Here is a 19,414-nt window from a genome sequence, read left to right as displayed (position 1 = left end):
GGGTGGGATCGGAAGCGCCGATCATCCTTGCCAAGGGATCAGCGCCCGTTCCGGGTATCCGTCCTCAAAGCCTGAAGTGACGTAATCGCAATTTCGTCACTTATCAAGAGGCTTCCGCAGCGCGGCGATCAGGAAATCGAGCATTTCCGCCAGCCTCTGCGCCAGGGCGGGCTGGTCGAGCTGGCGGAGGAGCAGCGGATGGGTGACGCCCTCCAGGCAATTCAGCACGACGCGCGCCGTCGTCGCCGCGTCCGCGACGGCGAAGCTGCCGTCCGCCATGCCCGCCTCGACGATCGAGCGGACCGCGCCGCTCAGCCAGGCATGAAAGGCCCGGATTTCTTCCGCCTCCGTCTCCAGGCCCTGGACGACGAGGTCGAAGACATAGGGATTGCCCTCCATGTTGCGGAGGTGCCCGGCGAGCAGGGTCTCGCCGAAGCGGCGCAGTCGTTCGGCCGGCGGCAGTGCGGTCGGGATCGCCGTCAGGGCCTGTTCGATCAGGCCGAGATGGATGGCGCCGATCGCGTCGCCGAGCGCCATCTTGGAGGGGAAGTGCTTGAAGACATTGGCGGGCGACATGCCGAGCGAGGCGGCGATGTCGGCGATGGAGGTCTTCGCGTAGCCGGCGGAACGGAACAGTTCCTCCGCCCTGGCCAGGATTTCGGCCTGCGTCTCGGCGGCGCTACGCCGACGCCGCCGCGCGGCCGGCGCCGGCGGGGTCGCCGTCATGGATAGAGCCGTTCGCGGCTCCATCCGCCTTCGCCCGGAACCTCGCGGCGGAACACGACGCGGTCGTGCAGGCGGAAGGCGCCGTCCTTCCAGAACTCGATCTGCGTCGGCTTGATGCGGAAGCCGGACCAGTGCGGCGGACGCGGAATCTCGCCGACGGCGTGCTTCGCCGCCAGCGCCGCGACCGCCTTTTCCAGCGCGAATCGGGATTCGAGCGGCTGCGACTGTTTCGAGGCCCAGGCGCCGAGCCGGCTATGGCGCGGCCGCGTCGCGAAATAGGCGTCGGCCTCGGCATCGGTCACCGGCTCGACGGGGCCGCGAACACGAACTTGCCGACGCAGGCTCTTCCAGTGGAACAGCGCCGCCGCCTTGGGATTGGCGAGGATCTCCTGTCCCTTGGCGCTGCCATAGTTGGTGTAGAAGACGAGCCCGCTCTCGTCGAAATCCTTCATCAGCACCATACGCACGTCCGGAAGGCCGTCGGCGTCGACGGTGGCGAGCGCCATGCCGTTCGGATCGTTCGGCTCCGAAGCCTCGGCCTCTATCAGCCAACTGGCGAAAAGGGCGAACGGATCCGTCGCGGCGGTGAAGTCACTCATCCTTAATCATCTTTTCCGATGCTGCGATCCGCAGGGCGTCCGCCGAGGATCATTCGTGCTGCTACGGGAAAGACATACATCGACCGGACGGCAAATGACCAGACAAGACGGGATCGACCGGGAATGCGAATGATTGGCCGAATAGGACCGATCATGCTGTGCGCAGGACTGGCGGGCTGCGGCCTGACGCCGGGCGGCCCGGAGCCCGACATCGACACCACGACCACCGGCTCGATCGCCCCCGCCGCGACGACGGCCGCCACGCCGCCGCAGCGCAGCGTCGTCGAGGCCGTGGCTCCCTCCGACTGGGAGCATATCCGCCTCACCGCCTCCACCTTCATCTCCGGCGCCGCCAATGGCGAGATGATCGACTGGACCAATCCCGACACGGGCTCGAACGGCACGCTGTCGCCGGTCCGCACCGCCCATGCCGAGCCGGACGGCCGCCAGTGCCGCCCCTTTGCGCTGACCGTCAGCGACGTGCGCGGCATCCGCCGCTACAAGGGCGACGCCTGCCGCGCGCCGGATGGCATGTGGCAGCTCTTCGAAGTCGTTCCCGAAGACAGCGCGCTTCTCTAAAGTTCGAGCGATTCGAGGCGATTGGAATCAATTCCTAGCCTCCCTATGTTATGGAGAGTTCCGGTGCCGCCATTTGGGCCGGGACGAATCCTGCCCTTAGAGGGGGTTTCCCATGCGTGATCCATACCAGGTGCTCGGCGTCGACAAGAAGGCGACGGCGGCCGAGGTGAAGAAGGCGTTTCGTCGTCTCGCCAAGAAGCACCATCCCGACCAGAATCCGGACGACTCCAAGGCCCAGGAGAAGTTCTCGGAGATCAATTCCGCCTACGAGATCCTTGGCGATGCCGACAAGCGCGGTCAGTTCGACCGCGGCGAGATCGACGCCGAGGGCAAGCCGCGCTTCCAGGGCTTCGAGGGCTTCGACCCGCGCGGCGGTGCCAGCGCCGGCTCCGGCGCGCACAGCTTCCGCTGGTCGTCGAGCGGCGGCGGCGCCGACGACATACTGAACGACATTTTCGGCGGCTTCGCCGGCCAGGGCGGCGGCTTCAGCGGCTTCGGCGGCGGCGGCCAGACCGGCGGATTCTCGAGCAGTTCGCGCGCCTCGTCGCAGGCCCGTTCGCGCGGCGAGGATGTTTCCGCCACCGTCGCGGTGACGCTGGAACAGATCGCGCGCGAGGAGAAGGTGCGCGTCGAACTGCCGACCGGCCGCACGCTCGAAATCGCCATTCCCGCCGGCACCCGGCCGGGTCGGGTGATCCGGCTGCGCGGCCAGGGCTGGGCAAGCCCGACGGGCGGCCAGTCCGGCGACGCCATGGTGACGGTCGAGTTCGTGCCGCATCCGCTGTTCAAGGTCGATGGCGACGCGCTGCGCCTTGATCTGCCGGTGACGCTCGACGAGGCCGTCCTCGGCGCCAAGGTGCGGGTTCCGACCCTGACCGGATCCGGCACGATGACCATTCCGGCCCACTCGGACGGCGGCCGCGTGATGCGGCTGAAGGGCAAGGGCCTGCCGACCGCCGTCGGCGGCAATGGCGACCTGCTGGTCGCGCTCAAGATCATGCTGCCGACCGAAATCGATCCCGAGTTCGAGGCGATGATGCATCGCTGGCGCGACAAGAAGTTCTATACGGCGCGCGGTCCCGAGTTCGAGGGATAATCCCCTGCCCTTCTACGGGCGCGGCGCGGCGGCGCGGCGCAGGCGATCGACGATCGCCTCGCCGAGGCCCGTCGTCGGGATCGGCGCGACCGCGATGGTGGCGGCCTTGCCGTCCAGTTCGCGAAGCGCCGAGAACAGTCGCGCGGCCGCCTCGATCAGGTCGCCGCGCGGGCTCAGATTGATCGTCACCGCCGCCTTGTCGGCGCCCGGCGGCAGGCTGTGGCCGAAGGCGAGCAGCGCCTCGCCCGGCAGGACCGTCCCGACATCGAGGCGGACCATCGCGCCGGGGGCATAGTGCGACGCCAATTGTCCCGGCGCCGTCGGAGCCTCGGGATCGGCGAGGTCGACGATGTCAAGGGACATGCCCGCCACCGCCTCGATCTTGTCACGCGGCAGGCCGCCTGCCCTGAGCAACGCCAGCCCGGTCGGGGTCGCCGCGACGATGGTCGATTCCACGCCGACATGGCTGGGGCCGGCGTCGAGCACGATCGAGACGGCGGAGCCGAGATCGGCGACGACATGCGCCGCCGTGGTGGCGCTGACATGGCCCGAGCGATTGGCGCTCGGCGCCGCCACCGGTCGCCCGAACGCCTTCAAGAGCGCATGGGCCGCCGGATGCGACGGCATGCGCACGGCAAGCGTATCGAGCCCGGCCGTGGCGAGATCGGAAACGCCGGCCTCGGCGCGCTTCGGCAGGACCAGCGTCAGCGGCCCCGGCCAGAAGGCCTCGGCGAGACGGCGCGATACCGGATCGAACTGCACGAGCCGCTCCGCCGCTTCGAGATCGGCGACATGCGCGATCAGCGGGTTGAAGCTCGGGCGCCCCTTGGCGGCGTAGATTCGGGCCACCGCCTCGCCATTGGTGGCGTCCGCCGCCAGGCCGTAGACGGTCTCGGTCGGCATGCCGACGAGTTGTCCCGCCTCCAGGGCTGCGACCGCTTCGCGCAGGGCTGCGGGGTCCTCGGCCGGACGGATATTGGCGGAAAGTTGCGTGGCCAAGCCGGCCTCCAGGAACCAATTGCTGTGGAAATGGCCAGAAGGACCGCCACGGCCGGCCAGTCAAGCCGAATCGACGCCACGTCCGGGCGACACTTGGCCCCGGCGCCGGACCGCCGCATTTGTAGGCATTTTTGAACATACACTTTACTTCGCGACAGTACCTGTCCAATGCTCCTCCCCCAAAGCTGCAGGGGAAGGCGGGACGGATGAGCGAAAGCATGAGTTTGCCGATCAGCATCGAAGCGAAGGGCGGGATCACCGTCATTCGGTTCGACAGACCGGAAACTCAGAACGCGCTGACGGCCGAGATGCTGGCCACGATTTCCGATGCTCTGGTGCTTGGCGAGCGCGACGGACGCAACAAGGCGTTCGTCATGGTGGGATCGCCGGGCGTATTTTCCGTCGGCAACGATCTCCGCGAGCTGATCCAGTTCGCCGACGAAGGACGCATCGACGAGAGCATCGTCCGCTTCCTGAAGACGCTCGCCACCATCGAGAAGCCGCTGATCGCCGCCGTCGACGGCCTGGCGATGGGCATCGGCGCCGCCATCCTGCTGCATTGCGACTATGTCGTCGCCAGCGAGTGGTCGTCCTTCGAATCGAACTGCGTCGAGCTAGGCCTGATCCCGACCGGCGCGGCGACCCTTCTCGGCGCCCGCGTCATGGGCTACCAGCGCGCCTTCGAATTCCTCGTGCTCGGCGAACGCTTCGACGTCGAGCGCGCCTACCAGGCCGGCATCGTCAACCGCATCGTGCCGGCGGACGACGTCGAACGGGCGGCGCTCGCGGTCGCGCGCAAGCTCGCCGGCCGCTCGATGGAATCGGCCGGCATGACCCGCCGCCTGATGCGCGGCGACCGGCGCGAGGTGCTGGCCCGCATCGACCAGGAAATCGCGCAGATTCTCAATCGCCTTCGCTCGCCTGTCGCGCGCGATACACTCGTCGCCTATATGCGAAAGACGAACTGATCGGCGGGGCCGGTCGGCAGTTTCCCCGCAATCGGGATCCGAGAGACCATGTCGACCCTGCTGATCCACCATCCGGTTTTCGCAGAGCATCTCGTGCCCTTCGGCCATCCGGAGCGCCCCGAGCGCATCCAGGCCGTCGAGGAGGCGCTCGCCGGGGATCGCTTCTCCGCTCTGGTGCGCGAGGAAGCGCGCATGGCCGATGTCGAGATGATCCTGCTCTGCCATCCGCAGTCGCATCTCGACGCCATGCGCCACTACAGCCCGTCGGAAAGCATGATCCGCATCGACGCCGACACCACCATGTCGCCGAAGACGCTGGAGGCGGCGCTGATTGCCGTCGGCGGCGCCTGCCAGGCCGTCGATGCCGTCCTCGACGGCGACGCCAAGAACGCCTTCTGCGCCATGCGTCCGCCCGGCCACCATGCCGAGCCGGACCGCGCCATGGGCTTCTGCTTCTTCAATCAGGCGGCGATTGCCGCCCGCCACGCCCAGCGCGGCCACGGCGTCGGGCGCGTCGCAGTTGTCGACTGGGACGTACATCACGGCAATGGCACGCAGGCGATCTTCTGGGACGATCCCTCCGTACTCTATGCCTCGACGCACCAGATGCCGCTCTATCCCGGCACCGGCGCGGCCTCGGAGAGGGGAGCCGGCAACATCGTCAACGCGCCGCTGGCGCCGGGCGCCGATGGCGAGGATTTCCGCGCCGCCTTCGATGGCTCCATCCTGCCGGCGCTGGAGCGCTTCGCGCCGGAACTCGTCATCATCTCGGCCGGCTTCGACGCCCACTCGCGTGACCCGCTCGCGCAGCTCGAACTCGTCGAGGCGGACTTCGCCTGGGCGACGGACCGGCTGATGGATCTGGCCGACCGTCACGCGCATGGCCGCATCGTCAGCATCCTCGAAGGCGGCTATGACCTGAAGGCGCTCGCCGCCTCGACCGCTGTCCATGTCGAGGCGTTGATGCACGCCGGCTGACGCCCGGCACGGCTTGCATCACGACGCCCTTTGGCCGAAAAGGTTGGCCGCGCAATTCCGGAGACCCGCCCATGTCCGACGTCCAGACCGCCCTTGATGGCCTCTCCTTCGAGAAGGCCCTGGCCGAGCTCGAGACCATCGTCGGCCATCTCGAGCGCGGCGACGTCCCGCTCGAGGAATCGATCAAGATCTACGAGCGCGGCGAGGCGCTGAAGAAGCATTGCGAGGCGCTGCTGAAGCAGGCCGAAACCAAGGTCGAGAAGATCCGCACTGGCGGCAACGGCCAGGCGACCGGCACCGAGCCGCTCGACGTCGAATAGCGGCGACGCGTGCGCGGGCCCGTTCGCTGAACAATCCGTCGCCGCGACCGCGCCTTTCGGCTGATACTGCGCCTCTCCATTATCGGTGCGAACCGAACGCGAAGGAGATTGCCATGAGCCGCTTGCCCGACATCGACCCGGTTTTCGGCGACGCCGCCTCGGCCGACGCCATCGAACTCGTCGTCGTGCCGCGTTCCGTCGATATTGGCGGCTTCGCGGTCAAGCGCGCCCTGCCGACCATCAAGCGGCGCATGGTCGGGCCGTTCATCTTCCTCGACCAGATGGGCCCCGGCGAATTTCCGGCCGGCGAAGGGCTCGACGTGCGGCCGCATCCCCATATCGGCCTCGCGACCGTCACCTATCTCTTCGATGGCGAGATCATCCACCGCGATTCCACCGGCGTCGAACAGGCGATCCAGCCGGGCGACGTGAACTGGATGACCGCAGGCCGCGGTATCGCCCATTCCGAGCGCTCCAGCCAGGAATTCCGCCGCCGCGCCAACGACCGGCGGATCGGCGGCCTGCAAACCTGGGTGGCGCTGCCAAAGGACCAGGAAGAGGTCGCCCCCGTCTTCCATCACCATGGCCGCGCCCAGTTGCCGGTGATCACCGGCGACGGCGTCGACCTGCGGCTGATCGTCGGCTCCGCCTATGGCGAGACCTCGCCGGTGAAAACCTTCTCCGACACGATCTATGCCGACGTGCTGTTGCAACCGGGAGGCCGGCTGCCGATCGACGCCGATCATGAGGAGCGGGCGCTCTACATCTTCGAGGGCGAGATCGAGATCGCGGGCGACGTGTTCGAGGCGGGTCGGCTGCTGGTGCTGCGTCCCGGCGACCGGATCAGCCTGACCGCCCGCGCGCCGACGCGGCTGATGCTGGTCGGCGGCGCGCCGATGGACGGCCCGCGCCACATCTGGTGGAACTTCGTCTCCTCGTCGAAGGAGCGCATCGAGCAGGCCAAGAACGACTGGAAGTCAGGCCGCTTCGACAAGGTCTTTGGGGACGAAAGCGAGTTCATTCCCCTGCCGGAAGGGCCGTAGGGCTCGGCATCATACCGCACTCGGCGTCATCCCGGGCGAAGGCCCGGGATCCATTCAGCCGGGTTAAAAGGCGTTTCGTGCTCGGCAGGCTTCGGCTGCATGGATCCTCGCCTGCGCGAGGATGACGGCGGGCGTGTGGAGACAACCGTCTACCCTGGCCTGCGTCCCTCATAGGAACACCGGCTCCTCGACCAGTTGCACGCCGAATTTTTCCAGCACGCCGTCCTTGATCCGCGTCGCCAGGGTGGTGATCTCGGCGGCCGAGCCGCCGCCGTGATTGACGAGGATCAGCGCGTGGCGTTCATACACGCCGACATGGCCGAGGCGGATGCCCTTGAAGCCGCTCTGCTCGACCAGCCATGCGGCCGAAAGCTTGACCTGACCGTCGGGCTGCGGATAGCCGCCGAGCTTCGGATAGTCCGCCTTCAGCGCCTCGTGCTTCGCCGCCGCGACGATCGGGTTCTGGAAGAAGCTGCCGGCATTGCCGATCACCGCCGGATCGGGGAGCTTTCGCCCGCGCACGGCGACGACCTCGTCGAACACCGCCTGCGGGCTGGCGTCGGCGGCATTGGCGAAGATCGCGGCAATGTCGGGATAGGTCAGCACCGGTTGCCAGGGACGCGGCAGGCGGAAGCGCACGCCGGTGACGACATAGCGGCCCGGATGATGTTTGAAGACGCTGTCGCGATAGGCGAAGGCGCAGTCATCCCCGCCGAAGGCGACGAACTCTCCGGTCTCGATGTCGAAGGCGCGCAGGCTTTCGAAGCGATCCTGCAATTCGATGCCGTAGGCGCCGATGTTCTGCACCGGCGCGGCCCCCACGGTGCCGGGGATCAACGCCAGGTTCTCGAGCCCCGGATAGCCCTGGGCGAGCGTCCAGCGGACAAAATCGTGCCAGGTCTCGCCGGCGGCGGCTTCGACGATCCAGGCGTCTTCCCTCGCCTCGACCAGCCGGCGACCGGCGCTGCGCATCAGCAGGGTGACTCCATCGAAGTCCGCGCTCAGCACGATGTTGCTGCCGCCGCCGAGGAGCCGGCGCGGCAGGTTCCGCAGCCGCGGATCGGCCAGCGCCGAGACGAGATCGGCCTCGGAGCGGATCTCGACCGCATAGCGACTGCGGGCGTGGAAGCCGAAACTGTTGCAGGCGTCGAGCGGATAGTCGGTCAGAATCTCGTGCATTCTCATCCTGCGGCGAAGGCAAGCGAAACATGCCTTCCTATGACGGATTGCTGCGGCGGCGTCGACCGCCCGCTAGCGCATGTCGCGGAGCATGCCCTTTGCCAGGCCGTGATAGAGCGATTCCGGGGCGAGAATGCGGGAGACGCCATAGCCGATCACCGAGGCGCACATCACCGGAATAACGTTGGAGGTGTCGCCGGTCATTTCGAGGATGATGACGAAGGCGGTGATCGGCGCCTGCACCACGCCAGCGAAATAGCCCGCCATGCCGAGCAGCGCCGCGATGCCGGCGGGGCCGCCAAGCGCCACGCCGATCAGGCTGCCGACGCCGGTTCCAACCGCCAGCGACGGCGCGAAGATACCGCCCGGAATTCCCGAAAGCGAGGAAAGTAGGGTCGAGGCGAGCTTGGCCGGCGCGAAATACCAGGGCAGCACGCCGCCCTCGACGGCGATCTTCGCCTGCTCGTAGCCGGTGCCGAAGCTGATGCCGCCAGTCACGATGCCGATCAGCGCGACACCAAGACCGCAGAGCCCGGCGACCAGCAATGTGCGTGGCAGCGGCCTGGCCGAGTTCCAGCGCCGGAGCGCCAGCGTCCCGCGCAGCATCAGGCTGGAGAAGAGCGCCCCGGCCGCACCGCCAAGGATGCCGCAGGCGGCGACGAGCACCCAGCCCTGCAGGCCGACGACGATGTCCGAGGTCGAGCCGAAATAGCTGTAATTGCCGACGAGGCCGAGCGAGACGAGGCCGCCGATGATGACGGCGGAGAGGACGAGGCCGCTTGTACGCAGCTCGAACGATCGGCTCATTTCCTCGATGGCGAAGACGATGCCGGCTAGCGGCGTGTTGAAGGCGGCCGAGATGCCGGCGGCAGAGCCGGCGAGGATCAGCCCGCGCTCGCGCCCCATCCGGCCGATCTCGCCGGCCTTCAGCATGATCGACGCGCCGATCTGCACGGTCGGCCCCTCGCGGCCGATCGAGCCCCCCGAGGCTATGCCGATCAGGGTCAGCAGGATCTTGCCGAAGGCGACCCGCAGCGACAGCAGCTTATCGCGGTTCGCTGGGTCGGTCAGGTGGCGGGCGGCGATCGCCTGCGGAATGCCGCTGCCCTGCGAACCGGGAAACACGGTGCGGGCGAGATGCGCGCAGACGAGGAAGCCGAGTGGCGTCAGAACGAGCGGCACCCACCAGCCAAAGCCCAGCAGCCGGTGGAACACCGACTGGCTCCAGTCGGCGCTATAGGCGAAGGCGACGCTGACGAGGCCGGTCGCCAGCGCTCCCAGCCAGAAGACGAGGCGCCGGCGCCAGATCGTGGTCGAAAGCCAGAGCCGCCGGGGCCGGCGCATGAACCGTCGCTGTCGCAGCACGCTGTCATCCGTCCATCGTTCGGCGCGCCGGGCGAGCGGCGCGCAAAAGTCCTGGCGACAGGCACGGATGCCCGCCGCCGCGATGCAGGCGTCAGGCGCCCGTCAGAGGGACATAGTCGATCTCGAGGAACGACTCCACCTCGGGAATCCAGCGATCCCTGACGAAGGCGACATGGACCGGGTGGTCGTTGTAGCCGGCATAGGCCGCTTCGTCGGCAAACTCCATCGAGAAGCCGAAATCATAATCGTTCTTGCGGCTGACCTGGCGAAGCTGCTCGAATCGCTCGACGCCGGGGATCTCCGCAAGCACCAGCGCCTCGGCCAGAAAGCCCTGCTCTGCTTCGGAATCTTTCGCGTGCTTCAACCGGAAGACGACGGTGTGCCGGATCATGCTGTTCCCTCGAATGCGTGATGCGGCCACAGTAACGGCCACGGACCCGCGCGCAACCACGCGGGATTTGGCCGCGCCTTTGACTGGCCGCGCGCGTTGCCACTCGCGGCTGCGTCGTGTAACCGTGCCCCGTTCATGTAACAGTCACGCTCGATAGATGACCGGCAAGCTCGATACGCCCCTTCTCGATACCGTCGCAACGCCCGCCGACCTCCGCAAGTTGCCGGAGAGCGCGCTCGCGCAGCTGGCGGCGGAACTGCGCGCCGAAACCATCGACGCCGTCTCGATCACCGGCGGCCATCTCGGCGCCGGCCTCGGCGTCGTCGAGCTGACGGTGGCGCTGCACTACGTGTTCGACACGCCGGCCGACCGGATCATCTGGGACGTCGGCCACCAGGCCTATCCGCACAAGATCCTGACCGGCCGCCGAGACCGCATCCGCACGCTGCGCCAGCCAGGCGGCCTTTCCGGCTTCACCAAGCGATCCGAGAGCGAATACGACCCGTTCGGCGCGGCGCATTCGTCGACCTCGATTTCGGCCGGCCTCGGCATGGCGGTGGCGCGCGACCTTTCCGAGGGCGACAACGCCGTCGTGTGCGTGATCGGCGACGGCGCCATGTCGGCCGGCATGGCCTATGAGGCGATGAACAATGCCGGCGCGCAGCGCTCGCGACTGATCGTCATCCTGAACGACAACGACATGTCGATCGCGCCGCCCGTCGGCGCCATGTCGGCCTATCTGGCGCGCCTCGTCTCCGGCCGCGCCTATCGCTCGTTCCGGGAGGCGGCGAAGCAGCTTGCCCGCAAGCTGCCGCGCTTCTTCCACGAAAAGGCGAAACAGACCGAGGAATATGCCCGCGGCTTCTTCACCGGCGGCACGCTGTTCGAGGAACTCGGCTTTTATTATGTCGGCCCGATCGACGGCCACAATCTCGACCACCTGCTGCCCGTGCTGCGCAATCTGCGCGATGCGCCGGAAGGCCCCATCCTGCTGCATGTCGTGACGCAGAAAGGCAAGGGATACGCCCCGGCCGAGGCGGCCGCCGACAAGTATCACGGCGTCAACCGCTTCGACGTCATCACCGGCAAGCAGGCCAAGGCGACGCCGAACGCCCCGAGCTACACGCGCGTCTTCGCCGAGGCGCTGGTCAAGGAGGCCGAGGCCGACGACAAGATCGTCGCCGTCACGGCGGCGATGCCGTCCGGCACCGGCCTCGACCTGTTCGGCCAGGCCTTCCCGACCCGCACCTTCGACGTCGGCATCGCCGAGCAACACGCCGTCACCTTCGCCGCCGGCCTCGCCACCGAGGGCTACAAGCCGTTCTGCGCGATCTATTCGACCTTCCTGCAGCGCGGCTATGACCAGATCGTTCATGACGTGGCGATCCAGAAGCTGCCGGTCCGCTTCGCGATCGACCGCGCCGGCTTCGTCGGCGCCGACGGCGCCACCCATGCCGGGTCGTTCGACACCGGTTTCCTGACGGCGCTCCCCGGCATGATCGTCATGGCGCCGTCCGACGAGGCAGAGCTGGTGCACATGATCGCGACTTCGGTCGCCATCGACGACGCGCCCTCCTCCTTCCGCTATCCGCGCGGCGAAGGCGTCGGCATCGACATGCCGGAACGCGGCGAGGTCCTGCCGATCGGCAGGGGGCGCATCGTCCGACAGGGTTCCAAGGTGGCGATCCTCTCCTTCGGCACCCGCCTGAAGGACGCCATGAAGGCGGCGGAGGAGCTCGACACCTACGGCCTGTCGACCACGGTCGCCGATGCGCGATTCGCGAAGCCGCTCGATACGCGCCTCGTGCTTGACCTGGCGCGCAATCACGAAGTCGTGATCACGGTCGAGGAAGGCGCCACCGGCGGCTTCGGCGGCCAGGTGCTGGCCTTCCTGGCCGGCGCCGGCGCCTTCGATCGCGGACTGCGCATCCGCACGCTGGTGATGCCGGACGAGTTCATCGACCACGACAAGCCCGAGGCAATGATTGCTTCCAGCGGCCTCGACGCGCGCGGCATCGTCGCCACCGTGTTCGAGGCGCTCGGCCGCGGCGACGAGGCGGCGGCGATCCGGCTGGCCTGAGCCGGCCCCGTCGCCCGCCCGATCGACCGGTGCGCGCGGCAGTCCGCCGCGCTTTCAAACTTTGCGGTGCGGGGCTATCTCTGCGCCATGATCAAGCGCATCGCCCTCTCCCTCCTTCTCGCCGCCTCGCTGGCCGCTCCGGCGCTCGCCGACGTGACCGCCGGTCCCCTGGTCATCCGCGAGGCGTGGGCGCGCGCGACTCCGCCCGGCGCCCGCGTCGGCGGCGGCTACCTGACGGTGAAGAACACCGGCGCCGAGCCCGACACGCTCGTCTCGGTCGCTTCGCCGGTCGCCGAGAAGACCGAGCTTCATCTGATGAAGACCGAAGACGGCGTCATGACGATGCGTCAGGCCAGCGAGGGTGTCGAGATCCCGGCCGGCGGCTCCCTGACGCTGGAGCCCGGCGGCTACCACGTCATGTTCATCCGCCCGAAGGCGCCTTTCGTCCAGGGCGAGACCGTGCCGCTGACGCTGACCTTCGCCAAGGCCGGCGCGGTCGAGGTCACGCTGACCATCTCGCCGATCGGCGCCGCCGGCCCGGCGAAGGACCATTCGATGCACGACATGCATTCCGGGGACGCCACGCAATGACCGATGCGAGCAAGAAGGGCGGCAACCGCAACACGCTGCGGACCATCCGCTACGTCCTGTGGGGCCTGGTCGCCGTGGCCGTCATCGCCATCGCCGGCTTCGCCTTCATGCCGAAGACGGGTCCCGGCCTGCAGCTGAGCGCGATCGGCGGACCATTCTCGGTCGTCGACCAGAAGGGCCAGCCCGTCACCGAGGCGGCGCTGAAGGGCCACCCCTCGGCCGTGTTCTTCGGCTTCACCTTCTGCCCCGATGTCTGCCCGACCACCCTGTTCCAGGCGACGCAGTGGCTGAAGCAGCTCGGTCCCGACGGCGACAAGCTCAAGGTCTATTTCGTCACCGTCGACCCGGAGCGCGACACGCCGGAGCAGATGAACAACTATCTCCAGGCCTTCGATCCGCGGATCATCGGGCTCACCGGCAGCCGGCCGCAGATCGACGGCATCCTGAAGGCCTACAAGGTCTATTCGAAGAAGGTCGGCGACGGCGAGGATTACACGATGGACCACTCGGCCTCGGTATACCTGCTCGATTCCAACGCCAATTTCGTCGGCACCGTGGACTACCACGAGAAGGACGAAACGATCATGGCCAAGCTGAAGCGTCTCGTCGCCGGCTGAGCCGTTCCGGCTGACCGGATGGCTGCACCGTTTCAGCTAAAAGTCTGCCCCGGCAACGCTGCTTCGAATTCTATACGCTTTGCCATCGTGCTTGATGATAATGCAGAGGAAGACAGACACTCGATTCTAGCCTGTCGAACCAGCTCCTGTGGGGGACAGGAATGTGCGAGATCGTCGGGATCCCGAGTTTTGCATTTGCTATTGCCAGCATCCTTGCTGGATTGTTCGCGGGCCTCATTGCACTTATCGAAAATTGGGCAGGTCGAATAATTGCGATGCGGCTCAGATCTATCGAGCGGGATCGAAAGACGATGCTCGACGCCAGCAGAAAGCCCGGACTGGCCAAGCCGTCTCCTCTCATTTCGTCGTCAGAGATTGTTGCCGCTGATTTCAGAGACTGGAACCGAGGACGGCGGTCAGCCTTGCGGCTCCAGGCAGCGATACTCGGCAAGTTTCACGACAAGAGCCGATCCATCATCGGGCTGACGCCAAGGAAAATATCTAGCGACGATGGACTGCTTCAGACCGCTTTGATCGAACGAAGCTTCGCGGAAATGACGCAGTCCGTGAAGCAGGAAGCATTAGACAACAGTATCGCCAAGCGCCGCTCAAAAGTCCTTGTGGCCGCACTCCTGTGCTTAGCCGCTGTGTTTGGCATTCTGGCAGCGCTTCCTTGCTGAAATTCATGCGTCATTGCGACTGACATCCTAGCCGCGCACGCACCCCTATCTTTCCTCCCCGTCCCGGAATTCCCACTTCCCATATCCCCTCCCCCAGGATAGGATATTGACATGAGCCACGCCCAGAACCCCGAAATCATGCAGCGGCTGCGCCGCGCCTCCGGCCATCTCGCCAGTGTCATCACCATGGTCGAGGAAGGCCGCGACTGCCTGCTGATCGCCCAGCAGATGCAGGCGGTGATCAAGGCGATCGAGAGCACCAAGCGCACGCTGATCCATCACCACATCGACGAGCATCTCGGCGCCGCCGCCAGCGCCCTGCCGGCGGACGAGGCGCGCGCGCTCGTCTCCGAGATCAAGGAAGTCAGCAAATATCTTTGAGACCGGCCGTTCCGGCGCGCCCGGACCGATCGCCGGCAGGAGCAGCCATCATGAACGCAACGCAAAGCCTCGGCGGGCACAACCACGTCTTCCTCGGCGCGTCGCATGACCGCAACCAGCGCCGGACGATGATCGTCGTCGCCATCACGGCACTCACCATGATGGCAGAGATCGTCGCGGGCTACGCCTATGGCTCGATGGCGCTGCTCGCCGATGGCTTCCACATGTCGACCCATGCCGGGGCGCTGCTGGTGGCGGCGCTCGCCTATCGCTTCGCCCGCCGCCACGCGCACGATCCGGCCTTCACCTTCGGCACCGGCAAGGTCGGCGATCTCGCCGCCTTCGCCAGCGCCGTCATTCTCGGCATGATCGCCTTGCTGATCGCCGTCGACGCGGCCTGGCGGCTGACCTCGCCGGTCGAGATCAACTTTCGCCCGGCGATCGCCGTCGCCGTCATCGGCCTCGTCGTCAATCTCGTCAGCGCCGCGCTGCTGCATGAGAGCGATGCGCACGGCCATAGCCATGCGCCACACGCCTATGACCATGACCATGGCGATCACGACGACCACGATCATCATCATCATCATCACCACGCCCATGGCGCGGCGCGCGACCACAATCTGCGCGCCGCCTATCTGCATGTCGTCGCCGACGCCGCGACCTCCGTGCTCGCCATCGCGGCGCTCCTGGCCGGACAGCTTCTCAACTGGGTCTGGCTCGATCCCGCCGTCGGCATCCTCGGCGCCGTGCTGATCGCCAGCTGGTCGATCCAGCTGATGCGCGACAGCGGCCGCATCCTCGTCGACACCGTTCCCGACCCGAAGCTCGCCGCCGCCATGCGCGCCACGATCGAGCGGGACGGCAGCCGCGTCACCGACCTGCATCTCTGGCGCGTCGGCCCCGGCCACAACGCGGCGGTGATCAGCCTCGTCTCGGCCAATCCGGCTTCGCCCGAAACCTATCGACACCGGCTGTCCAATCTCGGCCGCCTGTCGCATGTGACGGTCGAGGTCGAGCGCGCCCGGCCCGGCTGAGCCGCTCCCGGGCGCGTTGCCTGGCATTTCATGCTAGACGACGCCATCCGGCCACCGCCCGGATGGAGAACGAGCGCATGACGCAGAACATCTACGACAATCCGGCCTTCTTCGAAGGCTACAGCCAGTTGCGCCGCTCCGTCGAAGGCCTCGCCGGCGCCGCCGAATGGCCGGCCATCCGCGCTCTCCTGCCCGACCTCGCGGGCCTGCGCGTCGTCGATCTCGGCTGCGGCTATGGCTGGTTCTGCCGCCATGCCCGCGAACAGGGCGCGGCCTCGGTGCTCGGCCTCGACGTGTCGGAAGCGATGCTCGCCCGCGCCAATTCGATGACCGCCGACCCGGCGATCCGCTACGAGCGCGCCGATCTCGAGACGCTGGAACTGCCGGAGGCGGGCTTCGATTTCGTCTACAGCTCGCTGACGCTGCACTACATCGAGGATCTGCCGAGGCTGTTGGCAACGATTCACCGGGCGCTCGCCCCCGGCGGCGGGCTCGTCTTCTCGATCGAGCACCCGATCTACATGGCGCCGACGAATCCCGGCTGGGGGATCGATGCCGATGGCCGCCGCACCTGGCCGATCGATCGCTACAGCGCCGAGGGTCCGCGCACGACCGACTGGCTCGCCAAGGGCGTCATCAAGCATCACCGCACCATCGGCACCCAGTTGAACGCGATGATCCGGCAGGGCTTCACCATCACCCATTTCGAGGAGTGGGGACCGACGGACGCCGAAATCGCGGCGGAGCCTTCGCTCGCCGAAGAGCGCGATCGGCCGATGATGATGCTGATCGCCGCCCACCGATAAGCCCCGTCCTCGCCCGCCTGCGGCCCGATAGCGCTTGCGCTCGGGCGTCGCGCGCGCCATCACTCGCCGCATGAACGACACCACACACCGCCTCGATATGGTCCTGCTGGCCCGCGGGCTTGTCGCCTCGCGCGCCAAGGCGCGCGACGCTGTCCTGCGCGGCCATGTCCGCGTCGACGGCGTGCTCATCACCAAGCCCGCCGCCACGATCCGCCCCAACGCCACGCTCGAGATCGACGACCCGGCGCAGCGCTATGTCTCGCGCGCCGCGCTGAAGCTCGTCGCCGGGCTGGACCATTTCGGCTATGATCCGACCGACCGGACGGCGCTCGATCTCGGCGCCTCGACGGGCGGCTTCACGGAGGTGCTGCTCGAACGCGGCGTGCGCCATGTCCATGCGCTCGATGTCGGGCATGGCCAGTTGCATCCGCGCGTCGCAAGCCGCTCGCGCGTCACCATGCGCGAGGGCCTCAATGTCCGCGATCTGACCGAAGAGGATATCGGCGAGCCGTTCAACGCCATCGTCTGCGACGTGTCGTTCATCTCGCTCCGCCTCGCCTTGCCGCCGGCTCTCGAACTGGCCGAGCCCGGCAGTTGGGCGATCCTGCTGGTCAAGCCGCAGTTCGAAGTCGGCAAGGACGGCATCGGCAAAAGCGGCCTGGTTCGCGATCCGCTGGAAGGCGAGGCTGCCGTCCAGCGCATCGTCGACTGGATCGCCACGGAGCCGGGATGGACCGTCGATGGACTCATCCCCTCCCCGATCGCCGGCGGCGACGGCAATCACGAATTCCTGCTCGGCGTTAGGAAAGACAAAGCCCATGGCTGAGACCCTCACCATCACTTCCCTCGGCCATGAGGGCGACGGCATCGCCGAGACCGCCTCCGGCCAGAAGGTGTTCGTGCCCTTCACCCTGCCGGGCGAAGTCGTCACCGCCGAGATCGAGGGCGAACGCGGTCATCTGGTCTCGATCGTCCGGCCTAGCCCCGACCGCATCGACCCGGCTTGCAAGCATTTCACCGTCTGCGGCGGATGCGCGCTGCAGCACTGGGCGCCGGAGAGATACCAGGCCTGGAAGCGTGAGCTCGTCGTCCACGCCTTCGCCCAACGCGGCATCGAGACCGAGGTCGACCCGGTCGTGCCGGTCGCTCCGCATACGCGCCGCCGCGCCGTCTTCACGCTCGCGCGCGACGACAAGGCCTTGGTGCTCGGCTTCAACAAGCGCGACAGCCACGACGTGCTGGCGATCGAGGAATGCCCGCTGCTGGTGCCGGAGATCGAGAACCGGCGCGACAAGCTGGCGGCGCTGGCCAACCGCCTCGTCGACCAGGGCAAGCGCGCCCGCATGACCGTCGTCTCGACCGATACGGGCCTCGACGTTTCACTCGAAGGCGCCCGCAAGCCTGGCCGTGCCGACTATGAGGCGCTCGGCCGCGCCGCGACGGACGGCTCGATCTGCCGGCTGACGGTCGATGGCGCGGAAATCGTCATGAGCCGCGTGCCCGAACTCCGCAACGATCCGATCGTGCTCTATCCGAGCCCCGGCGGCTTCCTGCAGGCGACGGCGCCTTCGGAAAAGAGTATGGCGGATCTCGTCGACGCGGCGGTCGGCAAGTCCGGGCCGGTGCTCGATCTCTTCTCCGGCATCGGCACCTTCACGCTCAAGCTGGCGCGGCGCTTCCCCGTGCTCGCCGTCGAGGGCGAGGCCAGGCTGCTACAGGCGCTCGACCGCTCGATGCGCTTCTCCAAGAACATCAAGGCCGTGACGATGCGCCGGCGCGACCTGTTCCTGAACCCGATGGCGCCGCCGGAGCTGAAGCCGTTCCAGGCCGTCGTGTTCGACCCGCCGCGGGCGGGCGCCAAGGCGCAGGCCGAGATGCTGGCGAAATCCGCGGTGCCGCGCATCGTCGGCGTCTCCTGCAACGCCGCGACGCTGGCGCGCGATGCCCGCATCCTGATCGACGGCGGCTACAGGCTGACCCGCGTCACGCCGGTCGACCAGTTCCTGTGGTCCGGCCATATCGAGGTGGTCGCCACCTTCGAGCTCGCCCGCAAGGGAAGCACGACCCGGCGGGTCAAGCTGAGCTAAGTTTTTTGGGGCGGGCGAGGCCTGGCCTTCACCTCTCCCTGAGGGAGAGGTCGACGGCCGCAGGCCGGCGGGTGAGGGTTTACGGCGCTGCCGGCCAACCTCCGTCCCCAGAGCCTCATCCGGAGGTTCCCTAAACCCTCACCCGGAGCTTCGCTCCGACCTCTCCCTCAGGGAGAGGTGAAGAACAGCCTGACACAAAAATGGCGGCCATCGGCCGCCATTTTCATTCGTCCAAAGGCTCCGCCGCTCAGGCGGCGACCAGTTCCTTGCGGCCCGCCTTCAGCGTGGCGCCAACCTTGGCGATGCGGTCCAGCATCAGGTTGGCGGAATCGGTGAAGCTCTCCGGCGGCGCGAAGGCGTCGTCCTTGCGGTACTGGGCGAAGAACGGGATGTTGACCTCGCCTGCCGCGACCAGGCCGAGCGCTGAGGTCACCGGCTTCAGAAGCTGCACCGCGCGGGTGCCGGCCGAGACGCCGCCATAGCTGACGAAGCCGACCGGCTTGTCGGCCCATTCATGCGAGAGATAGTCGAGCGCGTTCTTGATCGAGGCGGTGAAGCCGTGATTGTACTCCGGCATCACGATGACGAAGGCGTCGGCCGCGTCGATCGTCGCGCTCCAGTCCTTGGTGTGCTGGTGCACATACTGGAGCATGCGCGGGTGATGCGGTTCGTCGAACAGCGGCAGGTTGACCGCCTTCAAGTCGATCAGGCCGGCCTGGAAATCCTTGCGCGCCGCGGCGACGTCGTGGAACCAGCTGCCGATCGAGAGACCGGCGCGGCCCGGGCGGGTCGACGCGACAATGGTTTGAAGCTTGAGCAAAACGAAACGTCCTGTGCAGGTCAAATAAGCCTATAAGATCATATATAGGGCTTATCAGAACGCCGTGCAGTGAAC

Annotated in this window: 22 protein-coding genes; 15 read left to right on the top strand and 7 right to left on the bottom strand. The window is 67.3% G+C overall.

From position 1 onward, the window contains the following. Positions 1–96: 96 nt before the first annotated feature. Together OSH07_RS16645 and pdxH are read right to left on the bottom strand one after the other, a co-directional pair. Positions 97–726: a TetR/AcrR family transcriptional regulator gene (locus OSH07_RS16645; protein ID WP_266339804.1), complete on the bottom strand. Its 630-nt coding sequence runs from the start codon at positions 724–726 to the stop codon at positions 97–99. Next, positions 723–1,325 (bottom strand): pyridoxamine 5'-phosphate oxidase, encoded by a 603-nt coding sequence (gene pdxH / locus OSH07_RS16640; protein WP_266339803.1) that lies wholly within the window; start codon positions 1,323–1,325, stop codon positions 723–725. Before pdxH ends, OSH07_RS16645 begins: the two co-directional genes overlap by 4 nt. A 153-nt stretch (positions 1,326–1,478) precedes the next feature. Here pdxH and OSH07_RS16635 point away from each other — a divergent pair, with 153 nt between their 5' ends. Next, on the top strand, positions 1,479–1,904 hold the full coding sequence (locus OSH07_RS16635; RefSeq protein ID WP_266339802.1) for an RT0821/Lpp0805 family surface protein: 426 nt from the start codon (positions 1,479–1,481) through the stop codon (positions 1,902–1,904). A gap of 112 nt (positions 1,905–2,016) precedes the next feature. After that, a complete protein-coding gene (locus tag OSH07_RS16630) occupies positions 2,017–3,000 on the top strand; it encodes a DnaJ C-terminal domain-containing protein (RefSeq protein ID WP_266339801.1) in 984 nt (327 codons plus the stop codon). Between the two features lie 12 nt (positions 3,001–3,012). Here the strand turns inward: OSH07_RS16630 and OSH07_RS16625 are convergent, their stop codons facing one another. After that, entirely contained in the window at positions 3,013–3,999 is a 987-nt protein-coding gene (locus OSH07_RS16625; RefSeq protein ID WP_420909643.1) for an L-threonylcarbamoyladenylate synthase, read from the bottom strand. Between the two features lie 218 nt (positions 4,000–4,217). Between OSH07_RS16625 and OSH07_RS16620 the strand changes: the two genes are divergently transcribed. The 4 genes from OSH07_RS16620 (at position 4,218) to OSH07_RS16605 (ending at position 7,308) form a co-directional block, all read left to right on the top strand. Beyond that, positions 4,218–4,967 (top strand): enoyl-CoA hydratase-related protein, encoded by a 750-nt coding sequence (locus OSH07_RS16620; RefSeq protein WP_266339800.1) that lies wholly within the window; start codon positions 4,218–4,220, stop codon positions 4,965–4,967. 48 nt (positions 4,968–5,015) lie between these two features. Next, on the top strand, positions 5,016–5,945 hold the full coding sequence (locus tag OSH07_RS16615; RefSeq protein ID WP_266339799.1) for a histone deacetylase family protein: 930 nt from the start codon (positions 5,016–5,018) through the stop codon (positions 5,943–5,945). Between the two features lie 71 nt (positions 5,946–6,016). Then, complete coding sequence (locus OSH07_RS16610) at positions 6,017–6,265, top strand: exodeoxyribonuclease VII small subunit (protein WP_266339798.1); 249 nt, start codon at positions 6,017–6,019, stop codon at positions 6,263–6,265. Between the two features lie 113 nt (positions 6,266–6,378). Next, positions 6,379–7,308, top strand: coding sequence for a pirin family protein (locus OSH07_RS16605; RefSeq protein WP_266339797.1), 930 nt, complete (start codon positions 6,379–6,381; stop codon positions 7,306–7,308). 168 nt (positions 7,309–7,476) lie between these two features. Here the strand turns inward: OSH07_RS16605 and murB are convergent, their stop codons facing one another. From murB to OSH07_RS16590, 3 genes are all read right to left on the bottom strand, one after another. Then, positions 7,477–8,487 (bottom strand): UDP-N-acetylmuramate dehydrogenase, encoded by a 1,011-nt coding sequence (murB, locus tag OSH07_RS16600; RefSeq protein ID WP_266339796.1) that lies wholly within the window; start codon positions 8,485–8,487, stop codon positions 7,477–7,479. Between the two features lie 72 nt (positions 8,488–8,559). Next, the gene (locus OSH07_RS16595) at positions 8,560–9,831 is read right to left on the bottom strand and encodes a chloride channel protein (protein WP_266339950.1); all 1,272 of its coding nucleotides are present in this window, start codon (positions 9,829–9,831) and stop codon (positions 8,560–8,562) included. A gap of 112 nt (positions 9,832–9,943) precedes the next feature. Next, entirely contained in the window at positions 9,944–10,243 is a 300-nt protein-coding gene (locus tag OSH07_RS16590) for a Dabb family protein (RefSeq protein WP_266339795.1), read from the bottom strand. A 157-nt stretch (positions 10,244–10,400) separates the two neighbouring features. Here OSH07_RS16590 and dxs point away from each other — a divergent pair, with 157 nt between their 5' ends. The 9 genes from dxs (at position 10,401) to OSH07_RS16545 (ending at position 18,519) form a co-directional block, all read left to right on the top strand. Then, positions 10,401–12,323 carry a 1-deoxy-D-xylulose-5-phosphate synthase gene (gene dxs, locus OSH07_RS16585; protein WP_266339794.1) on the top strand — a complete coding sequence of 641 codons (1,923 nt, stop codon included), beginning with the start codon at positions 10,401–10,403 and terminating at the stop codon, positions 12,321–12,323. 87 nt (positions 12,324–12,410) lie between these two features. Then, positions 12,411–12,914 carry a copper chaperone PCu(A)C gene (locus OSH07_RS16580; protein ID WP_266339793.1) on the top strand — a complete coding sequence of 168 codons (504 nt, stop codon included), beginning with the start codon at positions 12,411–12,413 and terminating at the stop codon, positions 12,912–12,914. Beyond that, positions 12,911–13,531: an SCO family protein gene (locus tag OSH07_RS16575; protein WP_277614311.1), complete on the top strand. Its 621-nt coding sequence runs from the start codon at positions 12,911–12,913 to the stop codon at positions 13,529–13,531. Before OSH07_RS16580 ends, OSH07_RS16575 begins: the two co-directional genes overlap by 4 nt. A 161-nt stretch (positions 13,532–13,692) precedes the next feature. Continuing rightward, positions 13,693–14,211: a hypothetical protein gene (locus OSH07_RS16570; protein ID WP_266339792.1), complete on the top strand. Its 519-nt coding sequence runs from the start codon at positions 13,693–13,695 to the stop codon at positions 14,209–14,211. Between the two features lie 111 nt (positions 14,212–14,322). Then, positions 14,323–14,592 carry a metal-sensing transcriptional repressor gene (locus OSH07_RS16565; RefSeq protein WP_266339791.1) on the top strand — a complete coding sequence of 90 codons (270 nt, stop codon included), beginning with the start codon at positions 14,323–14,325 and terminating at the stop codon, positions 14,590–14,592. Positions 14,593–14,642: 50 nt separating this feature from the next. Next, complete coding sequence (gene dmeF, locus OSH07_RS16560) at positions 14,643–15,626, top strand: CDF family Co(II)/Ni(II) efflux transporter DmeF (RefSeq protein WP_266339790.1); 984 nt, start codon at positions 14,643–14,645, stop codon at positions 15,624–15,626. Between the two features lie 77 nt (positions 15,627–15,703). After that, complete coding sequence (locus OSH07_RS16555; RefSeq protein WP_266339789.1) at positions 15,704–16,432, top strand: class I SAM-dependent methyltransferase; 729 nt, start codon at positions 15,704–15,706, stop codon at positions 16,430–16,432. Positions 16,433–16,502: 70 nt separating this feature from the next. Beyond that, entirely contained in the window at positions 16,503–17,258 is a 756-nt protein-coding gene (locus OSH07_RS16550) for a TlyA family RNA methyltransferase (protein WP_266339788.1), read from the top strand. Then, positions 17,251–18,519: a class I SAM-dependent RNA methyltransferase gene (locus tag OSH07_RS16545; protein ID WP_266339787.1), complete on the top strand. Its 1,269-nt coding sequence runs from the start codon at positions 17,251–17,253 to the stop codon at positions 18,517–18,519. The genes OSH07_RS16550 and OSH07_RS16545 overlap by 8 nt, the downstream gene beginning before the upstream one ends. A gap of 247 nt (positions 18,520–18,766) precedes the next feature. Here the strand turns inward: OSH07_RS16545 and OSH07_RS16540 are convergent, their stop codons facing one another. Next, on the bottom strand, positions 18,767–19,339 hold the full coding sequence (locus OSH07_RS16540; RefSeq protein ID WP_266339786.1) for an NADPH-dependent FMN reductase: 573 nt from the start codon (positions 19,337–19,339) through the stop codon (positions 18,767–18,769). Between the last annotated feature and the right edge of the window lie 75 nt (positions 19,340–19,414).

It is taken from the genome of Kaistia nematophila, from assembly GCF_026343855.1.
GTDB lineage: Bacteria > Pseudomonadota > Alphaproteobacteria > Rhizobiales > Kaistiaceae > Kaistia > Kaistia nematophila.
The sequence above is the reverse complement of the archived record's forward strand: the minus strand, read 5'-3'. Positions and strand labels throughout refer to the sequence as shown.